This is a genomic window from Mesorhizobium sp. Cs1299R1N1 (assembly GCF_037179655.1).
Taxonomy (GTDB): Bacteria; Pseudomonadota; Alphaproteobacteria; order Rhizobiales; family Rhizobiaceae; genus Mesorhizobium; species Mesorhizobium salmacidum.
The window spans coordinates 86,289-100,353 of record NZ_JAPYKR010000007.1; the positions used below are offsets into that span (position 1 = coordinate 86,289).

Here is a 14,065-nt window from a genome sequence, read left to right on the forward strand (position 1 = left end):
TCGGTCTCAGAGATTGGCGAATACGCTGTTCACGGCATCGGCGGTCTTGGCCACCACGATGTCGGCTTCCTCGCGGGTCAGGCACAGCGGCGGCGCGAAGCCGAGGATGTCGCCCTGCGGCATGGCGCGGCCGATGACGCCGCTTGCGGCAAGTGCCGTGGCAATTTGCGGTCCGATCTTCAGCGAAGGGTCGAAGAAGACACGGTCGTCACGATCTCTCACGAATTCGACCGCTGCCAGCATGCCGTCGCCGCGCACCTCACCGACGTGTTTGTGACCGCCGACGGCCTTGGCCAGTTCGGCACGGAAATAAGCGCCGGTCTCGCCGGCATTCCGCACCAGGTCCATCTCGTCGATCAGTTCGAGATTGGCGACCCCGGCGGCGACGCAAATCGGATGCGCCGAATAGGTCCAGCCGTGGCCGAGCGAGCCGAGCTTGTCGGAGCCCTGCACCAGCACCTGCCACATCTTGTCGGCGACGATGACGCCCGACAGCGGCGCATAGGCGGAGGTCAGACCCTTGGCTATGGTGATCAGGTCCGGCTTGATGCCGTAGTGATCGGAGCCGAACATCGTGCCGAGCCGGCCGAAGCCCGTCACCACCTCGTCCGCGACCAGGAGCACATCATACTTTTTCAGCACCGCCTGGATCTTTTCCCAGTAGCCGGCGGGCGGCGGCACGATGCCGCCAGTGCCGAGGATCGGCTCGCCGATGAAGGCGGCAACCGTCTCGGGACCTTCGGCCAGGATCATCTCCTCGAGCTTGTCGGCGCAATGCTGCGAGAACTGCTCCTCGCTCATCGAGCGGTCGGCGCGGCGGAAATAATAGGGCGCCTCGGTGTGCAGGATCGGCGCGCGCGGCAGGTCGAAGGCGTTGTGGAAGAGGTCGAGCCCGGTTAGCGACCCCGTCATCACGCCCGAACCGTGATAGCCGCGCCAGCGTGAGATGATCTTCTTCTTCTCCGGGCGGCCCAGCACGTTGTTGTAGTACCAGATCAGCTTGATGTTGGTTTCGTTGGCATCCGAACCGGACAGGCCGAAATAGACCCTCGACATGCCCTTCGGCGCGCGGTCGATGATCATCTTGGCCAGCGTGATCGAGGCCTCGGTGCCGTGCCCGACATAGGCGTGGTAATAGGCGAGGTTCTTCGCCTGGGTCGCGATGGCATCGGCGATCTTCTGGCGGCCATAGCCGACATTGACGCAATAGAGGCCGGCGAAGGCATCGATGCTCTTCTTGCCGTTGTTGTCCCAGACGGTGACGCCTTCACCACCGGCCATGATCCGCGTCGGGCTCTCGCCCCGGGCATGGGTGCCCATATGCGTCGAGGGATGGAAGAAGTGGTCGCGATCCCAGGCGGCGAGTTCGTTGGACTGGTCGAGCATCTTTTTTGACTCCTTGAAAGAGATCCGGGTGCGAGCCTACGCCACATCCAGGCAAAGGTATTTGAGGTCGGTGAAAGCTTCCAGCCCGTGGCGCGAGCCTTCGCGGCCGATGCCGGACTGCTTGACGCCGCCGAACGGGATCGGCGCGCCGGTGATCTTCACACGGTTGATGGCGACCATGCCATAGTCGAGCGCGCGGCCCATGCGCTGTTGGCGGGCGCCGTTGTCTGTCACCACATAGGCGACGAGGCCATATTCGGTCGCATTGGCGCGGGCGATCACCTCGTCCTCGTCGTCGAATGGTGTCACCGCGGCGACCGGACCAAAGGTCTCCTCGCGCATGATCAGCGCTTCGTCGGCGACATCGGCGAGCAGTGTCGGCTGATAGAACAGCGGCCCGGCCTGATGCCGCTTGCCGCCGGTGAGGCAGCGCGCGCCAAGGGCCATGGCGTCAGCAACCTGTTCCTCGACCTTCTTGACGGCGCGCTCATGCATCAGCGGCCCGATGTCGATGTCATCGGCCAAGCCATTGCCGGCCCGCAGTGCCTCGATGCGCTTGGCGAAAGCGACGCAGAAGCGGTCGTAGAACGGACGCTGGACATAGATGCGGTTGGCCGCAAGGCAGTCCTGGCCCGAGGTGGCGAATTTGGCGTCGATGGCGATGGCCACCGCTTTGTCGATATCGGCGTCGGCAAAGACGATCAGCGGCGCGTGGCCGCCAAGTTCCATCACCAGCCGCTTCATCGTCGGCGCACTTTGCGCCGCGATCAGCCGGCCGATCTCGGTCGAGCCGGTGAAACTCATGGCCCGCACGCGCGGATCTTCGCACATGCGTCCAACGATCGTCGCGGCCTTGCCGGTGACGATGTTGAAGACGCCGGCGGGCAGGCCGGCGCGTTCGCCGAGTTCGGCCAGCGCCAGCGCCGAAAGTGGCGTCTCCGAGGAGGGATGCGCGACGATGGTGCAGCCGGCGGCGAGTGCGGCAGCTGCCTTGCGCGTCAGCATGGCCGACGGAAAATTCCACGGCGTGACCACGCCGACGACGCCGAGCGGTTCGCGCCGCACCATCATCTCCGCGTTCGGCAGATGGCTGGTGACACTCTCGGCGTTGAGGCGTTTCGCTTCCTCGGCATACCATTCGATGAAGGAGGCGGCGTAGTCGATCTCGCCGAGCGACTCCTTCAACGGTTTGCCCTGTTCCAATGTCATCAGCAGGGCGAGGTCGTCTTTCGCCGCGATGATCAGGTCGAACCATTTCCGCAGGACTTTCGAGCGCTCCTGCGGCAACAGAGCCCGCCAGGCCGGAAAGGCGCGCGCGGCGGCGTCGATTGCCTTTGTGGTCTGCCCGGCATCGAGCGCCGCAACGAAGGCCACGGTGGCGCCGGTCGCCGGATCGGTGACCTCGAAGCTCTCCGCAGCCTCACTCGCCGTCCAATGGCCGTCGACGTAGGCGAGTTCGCGCAGCACCCGGCGGTCGGCGAGCCGGTCTAGCGCTTCGTGGCGGTGCGAGCGGGCGAAATGCGCGGACATGGTCAAGCCTCCCGGTTCGGTTTGATGCGGGGAGACTATCCATCAGCGGCAGACAGAGAGGCTGTTTGGACGCCTGGCTGTAGAGAGAATCTCTCTATTGCACCGAGAGGGCAGTAGATCTCTCTGGTCTACGTCGACGCCGGCAACAGGTCCGCTATCGGCAGCGCGATATCATCCTTCACCGTCTTGATGACGATGTAGGTGAAGTAGCGGTCGATGCCGATCTCGCGATCGAGCAACCCGTCGACCAGCCGCTGATAGGCGTCGATGTCGCGTGCCATCACCTTCAACACATAGTCGACGCCGCCACCCACCGACCAGCAGGCGACGATCTCGGGGATGTCGCGGATGACGCGCTCGAAGCGGTCGAAATCGGCCTGGCGGTGGCTGGCCAGCGTCACCTCCATCAGCACGGTGGCGACCGGCGCCACGACGCGCATGGCGATCCGGGCGTGATAGCCCGAAACGATGCCGGCTTTTTCGAGCTTGCGCAGCCGCATCCAGCACGGCGTCGGCGACAGCCCGACCTGCTCGGCCAGCGCCAGCTTGGTGATACGTCCGTCACGCTGGATGGCGTCGAGGATTTTGAGGTCGATCGCGTCGAGTTTCGCAGCAGTCATCAGCGCTCACTTTTTCGTCGATCGTACCATGACGGCGCATTATTTCGATTGTCAATTGCACTGATTTCGATCTCTAATAAGTCATGACATTGTGGCAACCCGATCCCACGCTCATCCGGCGGCCAGCCTATCAATCGTTGGCCGATCAGTTCGCGCGCGCCATCCATGACGGACGCCTTGCCAACGGTGCGCGGCTGCCGACGCATCGCAGGCTGGCGGACGATCTCAAGCTGTCGGTGCAGACCGTGAGCCGCGCCTACGAGGAATTGATCCGGCGTGGCCTGATTTCAGGCGAGATCGGCCGTGGCAGCTTCGTCCAGACGCAGCGCCGCGAACCGGAGCCGCCTTATCTGCCCGAGCGCCTCGGCGAGGTCATCGACCTGTCGATTCTGAAACCGGTCTGCGAGCCGATGCACTTGGAGCGCATGAAGCAGGCGCTGGGCTGGCTCGCCGAAAACCTGCCCTCGAGTTCGGTGCTGTCGTTCCGGCCAAACATGGTATTCCCGCGCCACCGCGCCGTGGCGGTCGAGTGGCTGAAACTGTGCGGCCTCGATGCCTCCCCGCAGAACATCAGCCTGACCAATGGCGCCACCGCCGGCATGACGGTGGCGCTGATGAGCGTGGCGCCGCCGGGCTCCACCGTCGCCACCGAGGCGATCGGCCATCACACGCTGGTGCCGCTCGCCCGTTATCTCGGCTTCAATCTCGAAGGCCTGCCGATTGACGGCAATGGCTTGATTCCGGAAGCGCTGGACGAGGCCTGCCGGCTTTCCGACATCCGCGCCGTGTTCGTCCAGCCTTCCGTCATAAATCCCACGGCAACGCTCATGGATGCGGCGCGCCGCGAGCAGATCGCGGCGGTGGCGCGCAAGCACGACATCGCAATTATCGAGAACGATGTGCTGGGTCCGCTGGTCGAGGATCGACCGCCGCCGGTCGCCGCTTTCGCACCGGAGCGGACGCTCTACGTCACCTCCTTCACCAAGATCACCGTGCCCGGCCTGCGCATCGGTTATCTCGCCGCGCCCGATCGTTACGTTGCGGCCGTCGCCAACCGGCATCTTGTCTCGAACTGGATGGCGACACCAATGGTGGCCGAGATCGCCACAAAATGGGTGACCGACGGCACGGCGATGGAACTGGTGCGCTGGCAGCGCGCGGCGTTGCGTCGCCGGCAGGATATCGCTGGCGAGGTACTCTCAGGCGTCGACTACCGTGCCCGCCGCGACGGATTGCATATCTGGCTGCAACTGCCGGCCGACCGCTCCGAGGAGAGCTTTGTCGCCCAGGCCCGGTTGCAAGGCGTGGCCATCGCGCCGGGCACCTCCTTCCGCATTTCGGATGCACCCTGGCATCCGGCGGTACGCATCTCGCTGGGTTCGACCACCGAGGGGGAACTGCGCGCTGGTCTCGGCGTTGTCACCAAGCTCTTGCTTGGCGATCCCGAGCATTTGCTGCTCGCAATCTAAGCCTGCCCAAAAAGCCGGCTGTGCTTGACTGGAAAATATGCGCAATCGGAATAATTGTCATGATATTATTTTCCCAATTGACATGATTTGGCACGTTCCGCATCGTTAAGGGGCACCAAGCTTCTCCAGCACGGGGAAATTCATTTGTCCGCATCCGCACCCATCATCAAGGTCGACAGCATCTCGAAGAGCTTTGGCAGCTTCAAGGTCCTGGACGGCCTCTCGATGCAGGTCATGCCGCGCGAGAAGCTGGCGCTGATCGGCCCCTCCGGCTCGGGCAAGACGACGATCCTGCGCATCCTGATGACGCTGGAGCGCATCGACGGCGGTCACATCCAGATCGACGGCGAGCAGCTCTACCACATGGAGCGCAACGGCCAGCTGCTGCCGGCCGACGAGCGCCACCTGGCGCGGATGCGCCAGAAGACCGGCATGGTCTTCCAGCTGTTCAACCTGTTTCCGCACAAGAGCGTCATCGACAATGTGACGCTGGCGCCGATGCTGACCAAGGGAACGCCGCGCGCCGCTGCCGAGAAGCGGGCGATGGAACTGCTCGAGATGGTCGGCATGGCCGACAAGGCGAAGGCGATGCCGGCCCAATTGTCCGGCGGCCAGAAGCAGCGCGTGGCGATCGCCCGCGCGCTCGCTTTGCAGCCGAAGATCATGCTGTTCGACGAGGTGACGTCGGCGCTCGACCCGGAGCTGGTCGAGGAGGTACTCAACGTCTTGTGGCGGCTCTGCGCCGAAACCGACATGACCATGCTGCTGGTCACGCACGAGATGGGTTTCGCCCACGACTTCGCCGACCGGGTGCTGTTCTTCGATCGCGGCCGCATAGTCGAGGAAGGCAAGCCAGACGAGATTTTCCGCAATCCCAAGCAGGAACGCACGCAAGGCTTCCTGAAGAAGATCATCGCGGCCGGACACCGTGTCTGACCGCATGCCAAAGGCGGCCAAGCCGTCTTGAAATCACGCAAACCAGGACAAGAACAAGGAGTTGGGAACAATGAAGAAACTTGGCATTCTCGCCGGCGTCGCTGGCCTCGCACTGACGGCGGTGCTTGCGACATCAAGCGTGGGCTCGGCCGCGGACAAGAAGCTCGAACAACTCAAGGCGCAAGGGTTCGCACGCGTCGCTATCGCCAACGAGCCGCCCTATACTGCGGTCGCGGCCGACGGCAAGGTGTCTGGTGCCGCGCCTGACGTGGCGCGCGAAATCTTCAAGCGTCTCGGCGTCGGCGATATTGTTGCCTCCATTTCCGAATACGGCGCCATGATCCCCGGCCTGCAGGCCGGCCGCTTCGACGTCGTCACCGCCGGCCTGTTCATGAAGCCGGAGCGCTGCGCGGCGGTCGCCTATTCCGAGCCGGTTCTGTGCGACGCCGAGGCGATGCTGGTGAAGAAGGGAAATCCGAAAGGCTTCAAGAGCTACGAGGATGTCGCCAAGGACACGTCCGCCACCATCGGCGCGCCCGGCGGCGGCACCGAGGAGAAGCTGGCGCTCAATGCCGGCGTGCCGCGCGAGCGCGTCATCGTCGTGCCGGACGGCCAGAGCGGCCTGAAGATGGTGCAGGACGGCCGCATCGATGCCTATTCGCTGCCTGTGCTCTCGATCAATGATCTGATGAAGAAGGCCGCCGATCCGAACCTCGAAGTCATCGCTCCGGTGCAGGGCGCGCCGGTCTATTGCGACGGCGCCGCCTTCAAGAAGGGCGACGAGGCTCTGCGTGATGCCTATGATGTCGAACTGGCCAAGATGAAGAAGTCGGGTGAGTTCGCCAAGATCATCGAGCCCTACGGCTTCTCGGCGGCGGCGGCAATGTCGACGACGCGCGACAAGCTCTGCTCGGCGAAGTAGCGCGCGCTTTTCTTGCCTTCTCCCCGTTCACGGGGAGAAGGTGGCCCGAAGGGCCGGATGAGGGGCGGCGCCCCGTTTGCCGAACTGGCGCTGCCCCTCATCTGCCTGCCGGCAATCTTCTCCCCGTAAACGGGAAGAAGGACCCTAGTACTACAAACGTTGGAACCTCAATGACCCAGTGGTCCGGCTATTTCGGCCTGATATTGCAGGGAGCGCTTGTCACCATCGAGCTGACGCTGATGGGGTCGGTGCTGGCCCTGATCATGGCCTTTCTCGCCGGCTTGGGGCGCCTGTCGCGCTTCTTCGCGCTGCGGGCCCTGGCGACGGCCTATATCGAATTCTTCCGCGGCACATCGATCTTCGTGCAGCTGTTCTTCGCCTATTTCGTGTTGCCCCTGCTGGGTTTCGAGCTGACCCCGTTGCAGGCCGGCGTATTGGCGCTGGGCTTGAATGTCGGAGCCTATGCCGCGGAGGTGGTGCGCGGCGCCGTGCAATCGATCGGCCGCGAACAGCATGAGGCCTGCATCGCGCTCAATCTGGGCCGCTGGCAAGGCATGCGCCACGTCATCCTGCCGCAGGCGTTTTTGGTGATGCTGCCGACCTTCGGCAACAATGCCATCGAGCTGCTCAAGGCGACATCGGTCGTCTCGCTGATCTCGCTTGCCGACCTCACTTTCCAGGCACAGGTGGTGCGCGCCCAGACGGGCAACACCATGGTGCCGTTCACCACCATTCTTCTCATCTATTTCGTCCTGGCGCTGCTCATCTCGTGGGGTGTGCGCTCGCTGGAACGCCGCATGGCGCGCGGCCTCGACGGGGTGCGGGTCTGATGGCCGGAGCATTCCTGATGAATTGGGTTCGCTGATGGATTGGGATTGGGATTTTGTCCGGCAGATCCTGCCGACCCTGATCCAGGGGGTGAAGATCACCATCCTGGCGACGCTGCTCGGCTCGGTGCTGGCGGCGATTGTCGGCTTGGGCATCGCGCTGGCGCGCCGCTCGCCCAACAAGGCGGTGTCGCGTACCGTCGGCTGGGTGGCCGAATTCATCCGCGGCACACCGCTCCTGGTGCAGCTCTATTTCATATTCTATGTGCTGCCCGACATCGGCATCCTGCTGCCGCCCCTGGTCGCCGGCGTCATAGGGCTCGGCCTGCACTACGGCACCTACACGGCGGAGGTCTACCGCGCCGGCATCGACAATGTGCCGCGTGGTCAGTGGGAAGCCGCCAAGGCCTGCAATCTCAGCGCCCGGCAGACCTGGACGCATATCATCATCCCGCAGGCCATTCCGCCGATGATCCCGGCATTGGCCAACTACTTCATCGCCATGTTCAAGGAGACGCCGCTGCTCTCGGCGATCACCGTTCTGGAACTGATGAACCAGGCAAAAAGCGTCGCCAACACCTATTATCGTTACCTCGAGCCGATCACGTTGGTCGGTGCCTTCTTCCTCGCCATCAGCCTGATTTCGGTCGTGCTGCTGCGCTGGCTGGAACGCCGCTATGGCAAGATTGAAAGATAAAAGATGAAGCCCTTGCCCGAGATCAAGCTTGTGCCCAACCGGCCAGCGCTCGATGAGCGTCCGCTGGAGCGGCGCGTCGGCCTCATCATCCTGGCCACCGACCATACGACCGAGCCGGATTTTCGCCGCATGGTGGCGAGCGAACGGATCGGCGTCTATGTCGCGCGCATCCCCTATGCCAATCCGACGACGCCTGAGAATCTGCGCAAGATGCAGCCGGCGTTGACGGCGGGCGCGGCCTTGATCCTGCCGGACGAGCCGCTCGACGCCATCTGCTATTCCTGCACGTCGGCCTCGGTGGTGATTGGCGATGGAGAGGTCGAGGCTGCGATACAGGCCGCCAAGCCAGGCGTGCCCGTCGTCACGCCAACAATGGCCGGCGTGCGCGGGCTGAACGCGCTTGATGTACGCAGGATCAGCATCCTCACGCCCTATACCATGGAAACCTCCAGGCCGATGGCGACCTATTTCGCCGGACGTGGCTTCGAAATCCTAAGCTTCACCTGCCTCGGCTTCGAGGACGATCGCAAGATGGCGCGCATTGCTCCGGCAGCGCTTGTCGATCTCGCGCGCCAGGCGATGCACCCGCAGGCCGATGCGCTGTTCGTGTCCTGCACGGCGCTGCGCGGCGCACTCGCGGTCACCGGCATGGAAGAGGCGATCGGCCGCCCGGTGGTGACCAGCAACCAGGCGACCGCCTGGAACTGTCTGCGCCTTTGCAGCGACGAGACAGCCCATCCCGAATTCGGCCGTCTGATGACGCTGCCCCTGCCGCGCGACTGACGATCATGGCAACAGTAACCCTTGGCGATATCCGCGCCGCCCGTGAGCGAATTGCAGGCAAGGTCGAGCGCACTTCGATCGTGCTTTCGGCGAGTCTCTCCGAACGGCTGGGCGTCCCGGTTCATCTCAAGCTCGAGCACCGCCAGACCACCGGCAGCTTCAAGTTGCGCGGCGCTTCGAACGCCGTCGCTTCGCTGGATGCCGAGGAGAAGGCGCGCGGCGTCGTCGCGGCATCGACCGGCAATCATGGCCGTGCGCTTGCCCATGCGGCGAAGCTCGAGCGTATGCGCGCGGTTATCTGCATGTCGCGTTTGGTACCCCGGAATAAGCTCGACGAAATCCGCCGCCTCGGCGCGGAAATCCGTATTGTCGGCAACAGCCAGGACGATGCCCAGCAGGAGGTCGAGCGGCTGGTGGCGGCGGAGGGGCTGGTGATGCTGCCACCCTTCGACCATCCCGCGATCATCGCCGGGCAAGGCACGCTCGGGCTGGAGATGATGGAGCAGGTCCCGGATGCCGCTCTGGTGCTGGTGCAACTCTCCGGAGGTGGCTTGGCTTCCGGTGTCGCCGCCGCCATCAAGGGCGTTCGTCCCGGGACAAAAGTCATCGGCATCTCGATGGCGCGCGGCGCCGCGATGAAGGCGAGCCTCGATGCCGGCCATCCCGTGCTGGTCGAGGAACTGCCGACGCTGGCGGATTCGCTCGGTGGCGGCATCGGCCTCGACAACCGGCTGACCTTCGCCATGTGCCGCGACCTGCTCGATGATGTCGTTCTGCTCAGTGAGGACGAGATCGCCGCCGGCATTCGCCACGGCTATGAACAGGAACGCGAGATCGTCGAAGGAGCAGGTGCGGTAGGCATCGCGGCGCTGCTCGCCGGCAAAGTCAAGGCGGAGGGGCCAGTGGTGGTTCTGCTTTCCGGCCGCAACATCGACATGGAACTGCACAGGAAGATCGTCTGCGGGGAGATACCATCGATTTCGGAGCGCGCCGCATGAGCAGGATGACTATCCTAACCGAAGCTGAACTGCGCACAATCGTGACGCTCGATCTCGATGCCGTCGCCTGTGTCGAGAATGCCTTTCGCGCGCTTGCCACGCTGCCCGTGGCGATGCCGCCGATCCTGAGGCTCGATATTCCGCAGCATCGCGGCGAGGTTGATGTGAAGACCGCCTATGTGCCTGGTATCGATGGCTTCGCCATCAAGATCAGCCCCGGCTTCTTCGACAATCCCAAGCTCGGCCTGCCCAGCGTAAACGGCATGATGGTGCTTTTGTCAGCCAGAACCGGCCTGGTCGAAGCCTTGCTGCTCGACAACGGCTATCTCACCGACGTCCGTACCGCTGCCGCGGGAGCAGTCGCGGCCAAACACCTGTCACGGCCGGACTCATCCGTCGCCGCGATCTTCGGCGCTGGCGTCCAGGCAGGGCTGCAGCTGGAAGCGCTGATGCTGGTGCGGCCGATCAGGCAGGCGCGCATCTGGGCGCGCGATGCCGCCAAGGCGGAGACTGCCGCGGCTATCTTGCACGAAAGGCTCGGCATCGACGTGCGTGCCGAACCCGATGCGGCCAACGCTGTTGCCGGCGCCGACATCGTCGTCACCACCACGCCGTCGACCGAACCACTGATCAAAGCCGGGTTTGTCTCGGCCGGCCAGCATATCACCGCCATGGGTTCCGACGCCGAGCACAAGAACGAGATCGCGCCGGCGATCCTGCGCATGGCTGATCTCTATGTCGCCGACAGCGCGAAGCAGACGCGGCGGCTGGGTGAATTGCACCATGCCATCGCGGCAGGCGTGATGGCGGCCGAGACCGATGTGACCGAGCTCGGCCAGATCATCGCCGGCGCGAAGCATGGCCGGCGCTCGGCCAGCGACATCACCATCGCCGATCTTACCGGCACCGGCGTGCAGGATACGGCGATCGCCACGCTCGCCCGCGACCGCGCGCTGGCCGCGAAAGCCGGAACGATCTTTGAAAGCTGATGCCGGCCGCAGGAGCATGATCCGGAAAAAGGGGCGACCGGTTTTCCCGGCAGATCATGCTCCGACAAAAAGAATTACCTGGAGCCGGATTCAACGAAGTTGAAACGGGCTCCAGCCCCAAAAAAACGAGGACCAACACTATGCAGCCGAACCTGAAATTCTCGCGAAGCGAATATGCGGAACGCCTCGCCAAGACGCGGAGAGCCATGGAGGCGAAGGGCGTCGATCTTTTGATCGTCAGCGATCCCTCCAACATGGCCTGGCTGACCGGCTATGATGGCTGGTCGTTTTACGTCCACCAGGCGGTCATCGTGCCGCCATCGGGCGAGCCGGTCTGGTATGGCCGTGGCCAGGACGCCAACGGCGCCAAGCGTACCGCCTATCTCGCCCATGACAACATCGTCGGCTACGCCGACCATTATGTGCAGTCGACCGAGCGCCACCCGATGGATTTCCTGTCCAGCGTGCTGACCGATCGCGGCTGGGGCAAGCTCACCGTCGGCGTCGAGATGGACAATTACTGGTTCTCCGCCGCCGCCTTCGCCTCTTTGCAGAAACATCTGCCCAACGCCCGCCTCGTCGATGCCACCGCGTTGGTCAACTGGCAGCGCGCGGTGAAGAGCCCGACCGAAATCGACTATATGCGCAAGGCCGCCCGCATCGTCGAGGCGATGCACCAGCGCATCGTCGACAAGATCGAAGTCGGCATGCGCAAATGCGATCTGGTCGCCGAGATCTACGATGCCGGCACGCGCGGCGTCGACGGCATCGGCGGCGATTATCCCGCGATCGTTCCGCTGCTGCCGTCGGGCGCGGACGCCTCGGCGCCGCATCTGACCTGGGACGACAAGCCGATGAAGCGGGGCGAGGGCACGTTCTTCGAGATCGCCGGCTGCTACAACAGGTACCATTGCCCGCTGTCGCGCACCGTCTTCCTCGGCAAACCAACGCAGGAATTCCTCGATGCCGAGAAGGCGACGCTGGAAGGCATGGAAGCAGGTCTTGCCGCCGCCAGGCCGGGCAACACATGTGAGGACATCGCCAACGCCTTCTTTGCCGTCCTGAAGAAATACGGCATCGTCAAGGACAACCGCACTGGTTATCCGATCGGCATTTCCTATCCGCCAGACTGGGGCGAACGCACGATGAGCCTGCGTCCCGGCGATCGCACCGAGCTCAAGCCCGGCATGACTTTCCATTTCATGACCGGCCTCTGGCTGGAGACAATGGGACTGGAGATCACCGAGTCCATCCTGATCACCGAAACCGGTGTGGAGTGCCTGGCCAATGTGCCGCGCAAGCTGGTGGTGAAGGATTGAGCCCGATGTCCAGTCTTCGCCCGTCGCCGATCGCGCCGACCGTCGATTTCGATCGCGGCGGCGTCCAGCATGGTTTCCTGCGCCTGCCCTATAGCCGCGACGACTCGGCCTGGGGCTCGGTGATGATCCCGATCTGCGTCATCCGCAACGGCAAGGGGCCGACGGCGCTGCTGACCGGCGGCAATCATGGCGACGAGTATGAAGGGCCGCTGGCGCTCTACGAACTCGCCAGGACGCTCGATCCCGACCAGGTCAGCGGCACGGTGATCATCGTGCCGGCGATGAACTATCCGGCCTTTCGGACCGGCACGCGCACCTCGCCGATCGACAAGGGCAATATGAACCGCAGCTTTCCCGGCCGGCCCGACGGCACGGTGACGCAGAAGATCGCCGATTATTTCCAACGCGAGTTGCTTCCCCGCGCCGACCTCGTCTTCGACTTCCATTCCGGTGGCAAAACGCTGGATTTCGTGCCGTTCTGCGCCGCCCATACCTTGCCCGACAAGGCGCTGGAGCAGAAAGCCTTTGCCGCGGTGGCGGCATTCTCGGCACCGTTCTCGATGCGCATGACCGAGATCGATGCAATCGGCATGTATGACACGGCGGCCGAAGAAATGGGCAAGGTCTTCGTCACCACCGAGCTCGGCGGCGGCGGCACTTCGCGAGCCGAGACGGTGCGGATCGCCCGGCGCGGCATCCTCAACGTGTTGCGTCATGCCGGTATCGTCGCCGGGGCGGTCGAGACGGGCAAAACCCAGTGGCTGGACATGCCCTCGGGAGATTGCTTCTGCTTCGCCGAGGACGACGGCATGATCGAAACCATGGTCGACCTCGGCGAGCCCGTCGAAGCGGGCGTGGTTCTGGCGCGCATCCATTCCACCGGCCGCACCGGCGTTGCTCCGCAGGATATCCGGGCGAAAATGTCGGGCATGCTGGCGGCGCGGCATTTTCCTGGCCTGGTCAAGGCTGGCGACTGCGCCGCGGTGGTCGCTGTGAAGGTCGATTGACTGATGTGATTTCCCCGCCCGGACCATGCCGGGCGGACGCCGCTGCCAGCGGACCGGTTCGCTGCTGCTTGGTCTGGAGCGAATCACCGCCTGCCACCGGTTCGTAGGAATGGCGCGGAGTTTCAGCCCTGCGCCGGCTTGCGTTCGACGATGTAGATGTGGTCGGCCGCCAGCACCACCTCGCCGCGCTGGTTGATCACCTCGCAGCGCTCGATCACCCGCCCCGAGGTGGGCCGCTTGGGGTCGTCCTCCTTGGCCGCGATGGTGGTGCGCGTGCGGATCGTGTCGCCGATGAACACCGGCTTGATGAAGCGCAGCCGGTCATAGCCATAAGAAAAGGCGACAGGGTTGACCACGTTCGCCGTCAGCCCGATGCCGACCGAGAACACCAGCGTGCCATGCGCGATGCGCTGGCCGAACGGCGTCGTCTTCATGAACTCGGCGTCCATGTGGTGCGGGAAGAAATCGCCGGTGTGGCCGGCATGGACGATGAAGTCGGTCTCGGTGATCGTGCGGCCGCTGGTCAGCCGCGTCGAGCCGATCTCGTAGTCTTCGAAATAGGTGATCTGTTCCATGTCCTGC

14 protein-coding genes are annotated in these 14,065 nt (G+C 64.0%); 10 read left to right on the plus strand and 4 right to left on the minus strand.

The genetic code is table 11. The features are described 5' to 3' along the window. Window positions 1-6: 6 nt before the first annotated feature. The 3 genes from O7A70_RS16685 to O7A70_RS16695 form a co-directional block, all read right to left on the minus strand. Window positions 7-1,386, minus strand: coding sequence for an aspartate aminotransferase family protein (locus O7A70_RS16685; protein ID WP_337141337.1), 1,380 nt, complete (start codon window positions 1,384-1,386; stop codon window positions 7-9). Between the two features lie 36 nt (window positions 1,387-1,422). Next, window positions 1,423-2,916 carry an NAD-dependent succinate-semialdehyde dehydrogenase gene (locus O7A70_RS16690; protein ID WP_337141338.1) on the minus strand — a complete coding sequence of 498 codons (1,494 nt, stop codon included), beginning with the start codon at window positions 2,914-2,916 and terminating at the stop codon, window positions 1,423-1,425. A gap of 128 nt (window positions 2,917-3,044) precedes the next feature. Further along, the gene (locus tag O7A70_RS16695; protein WP_015319082.1) at window positions 3,045-3,536 is read right to left on the minus strand and encodes an Lrp/AsnC family transcriptional regulator; all 492 of its coding nucleotides are present in this window, start codon (window positions 3,534-3,536) and stop codon (window positions 3,045-3,047) included. 83 nt (window positions 3,537-3,619) lie between these two features. Between O7A70_RS16695 and ehuR the strand changes: the two genes are divergently transcribed. The 10 genes from ehuR (at window position 3,620) to doeB (ending at window position 13,483) form a co-directional block, all read left to right on the plus strand. Then, the gene (gene ehuR / locus O7A70_RS16700) at window positions 3,620-5,005 is read left to right on the plus strand and encodes a MocR-like ectoine utilization transcription factor EhuR (protein WP_337141339.1); all 1,386 of its coding nucleotides are present in this window, start codon (window positions 3,620-3,622) and stop codon (window positions 5,003-5,005) included. Window positions 5,006-5,149: 144 nt separating this feature from the next. Beyond that, a complete protein-coding gene (gene ehuA / locus O7A70_RS16705; RefSeq protein WP_027145205.1) occupies window positions 5,150-5,941 on the plus strand; it encodes an ectoine/hydroxyectoine ABC transporter ATP-binding protein EhuA in 792 nt (263 codons plus the stop codon). Window positions 5,942-6,011: 70 nt separating this feature from the next. Next, window positions 6,012-6,863, plus strand: a complete 852-nt coding sequence (gene ehuB, locus O7A70_RS16710; RefSeq protein ID WP_027145206.1) for an ectoine/hydroxyectoine ABC transporter substrate-binding protein EhuB — start codon at window positions 6,012-6,014, stop codon at window positions 6,861-6,863. A gap of 170 nt (window positions 6,864-7,033) precedes the next feature. Further along, window positions 7,034-7,693: an ectoine/hydroxyectoine ABC transporter permease subunit EhuC gene (gene ehuC / locus O7A70_RS16715; RefSeq protein WP_337141340.1), complete on the plus strand. Its 660-nt coding sequence runs from the start codon at window positions 7,034-7,036 to the stop codon at window positions 7,691-7,693. A 34-nt stretch (window positions 7,694-7,727) separates the two neighbouring features. Then, window positions 7,728-8,387 carry an ectoine/hydroxyectoine ABC transporter permease subunit EhuD gene (ehuD, locus tag O7A70_RS16720; protein WP_140505765.1) on the plus strand — a complete coding sequence of 220 codons (660 nt, stop codon included), beginning with the start codon at window positions 7,728-7,730 and terminating at the stop codon, window positions 8,385-8,387. Between the two features lie 3 nt (window positions 8,388-8,390). Further along, a complete protein-coding gene (gene eutA / locus O7A70_RS16725; RefSeq protein WP_337141341.1) occupies window positions 8,391-9,170 on the plus strand; it encodes an ectoine utilization protein EutA in 780 nt (259 codons plus the stop codon). A gap of 5 nt (window positions 9,171-9,175) precedes the next feature. Continuing rightward, entirely contained in the window at window positions 9,176-10,168 is a 993-nt protein-coding gene (gene eutB / locus O7A70_RS16730; protein WP_337141342.1) for a hydroxyectoine utilization dehydratase EutB, read from the plus strand. Continuing rightward, complete coding sequence (gene eutC / locus O7A70_RS16735; RefSeq protein ID WP_337141343.1) at window positions 10,165-11,157, plus strand: ectoine utilization protein EutC; 993 nt, start codon at window positions 10,165-10,167, stop codon at window positions 11,155-11,157. Before eutB ends, eutC begins: the two co-directional genes overlap by 4 nt. A gap of 140 nt (window positions 11,158-11,297) precedes the next feature. Next, window positions 11,298-12,476, plus strand: a complete 1,179-nt coding sequence (gene doeA, locus O7A70_RS16740; RefSeq protein ID WP_337141344.1) for an ectoine hydrolase DoeA — start codon at window positions 11,298-11,300, stop codon at window positions 12,474-12,476. A gap of 5 nt (window positions 12,477-12,481) precedes the next feature. Then, a complete protein-coding gene (gene doeB / locus O7A70_RS16745) occupies window positions 12,482-13,483 on the plus strand; it encodes a N(2)-acetyl-L-2,4-diaminobutanoate deacetylase DoeB (protein ID WP_337141345.1) in 1,002 nt (333 codons plus the stop codon). 122 nt (window positions 13,484-13,605) lie between these two features. Here the strand turns inward: doeB and O7A70_RS16750 are convergent, their stop codons facing one another. After that, window positions 13,606-14,058, minus strand: a complete 453-nt coding sequence (locus O7A70_RS16750; RefSeq protein ID WP_337106686.1) for a MaoC/PaaZ C-terminal domain-containing protein — start codon at window positions 14,056-14,058, stop codon at window positions 13,606-13,608. Between the last annotated feature and the right edge of the window lie 7 nt (window positions 14,059-14,065).

What these genes read in the sequence shown, in the direction of transcription:
- O7A70_RS16685 (WP_337141337.1), bottom strand. Translation starts at nt 1,386, where the DNA reads ATGCTCGACCAGTCCAACGAACTCGCCGCCTGGGATCGCGACCACTTC.
- O7A70_RS16690 (WP_337141338.1), bottom strand. Translation starts at nt 2,916, where the DNA reads ATGTCCGCGCATTTCGCCCGCTCGCACCGCCACGAAGCGCTAGACCGG.
- O7A70_RS16695 (WP_015319082.1), bottom strand. Translation starts at nt 3,536, where the DNA reads ATGACTGCTGCGAAACTCGACGCGATCGACCTCAAAATCCTCGACGCC.
- ehuR (WP_337141339.1), top strand. Translation starts at nt 3,620, where the DNA reads ATGACATTGTGGCAACCCGATCCCACGCTCATCCGGCGGCCAGCCTAT.
- ehuB (WP_027145206.1), top strand. Translation starts at nt 6,012, where the DNA reads ATGAAGAAACTTGGCATTCTCGCCGGCGTCGCTGGCCTCGCACTGACG.
- ehuC (WP_337141340.1), top strand. Translation starts at nt 7,034, where the DNA reads ATGACCCAGTGGTCCGGCTATTTCGGCCTGATATTGCAGGGAGCGCTT.
- ehuD (WP_140505765.1), top strand. Translation starts at nt 7,728, where the DNA reads ATGGATTGGGATTGGGATTTTGTCCGGCAGATCCTGCCGACCCTGATC.
- eutA (WP_337141341.1), top strand. Translation starts at nt 8,391, where the DNA reads ATGAAGCCCTTGCCCGAGATCAAGCTTGTGCCCAACCGGCCAGCGCTC.
- eutB (WP_337141342.1), top strand. Translation starts at nt 9,176, where the DNA reads ATGGCAACAGTAACCCTTGGCGATATCCGCGCCGCCCGTGAGCGAATT.
- eutC (WP_337141343.1), top strand. Translation starts at nt 10,165, where the DNA reads ATGAGCAGGATGACTATCCTAACCGAAGCTGAACTGCGCACAATCGTG.
- doeA (WP_337141344.1), top strand. Translation starts at nt 11,298, where the DNA reads ATGCAGCCGAACCTGAAATTCTCGCGAAGCGAATATGCGGAACGCCTC.
- doeB (WP_337141345.1), top strand. Translation starts at nt 12,482, where the DNA reads ATGTCCAGTCTTCGCCCGTCGCCGATCGCGCCGACCGTCGATTTCGAT.
- O7A70_RS16750 (WP_337106686.1), bottom strand. Translation starts at nt 14,058, where the DNA reads ATGGAACAGATCACCTATTTCGAAGACTACGAGATCGGCTCGACGCGG.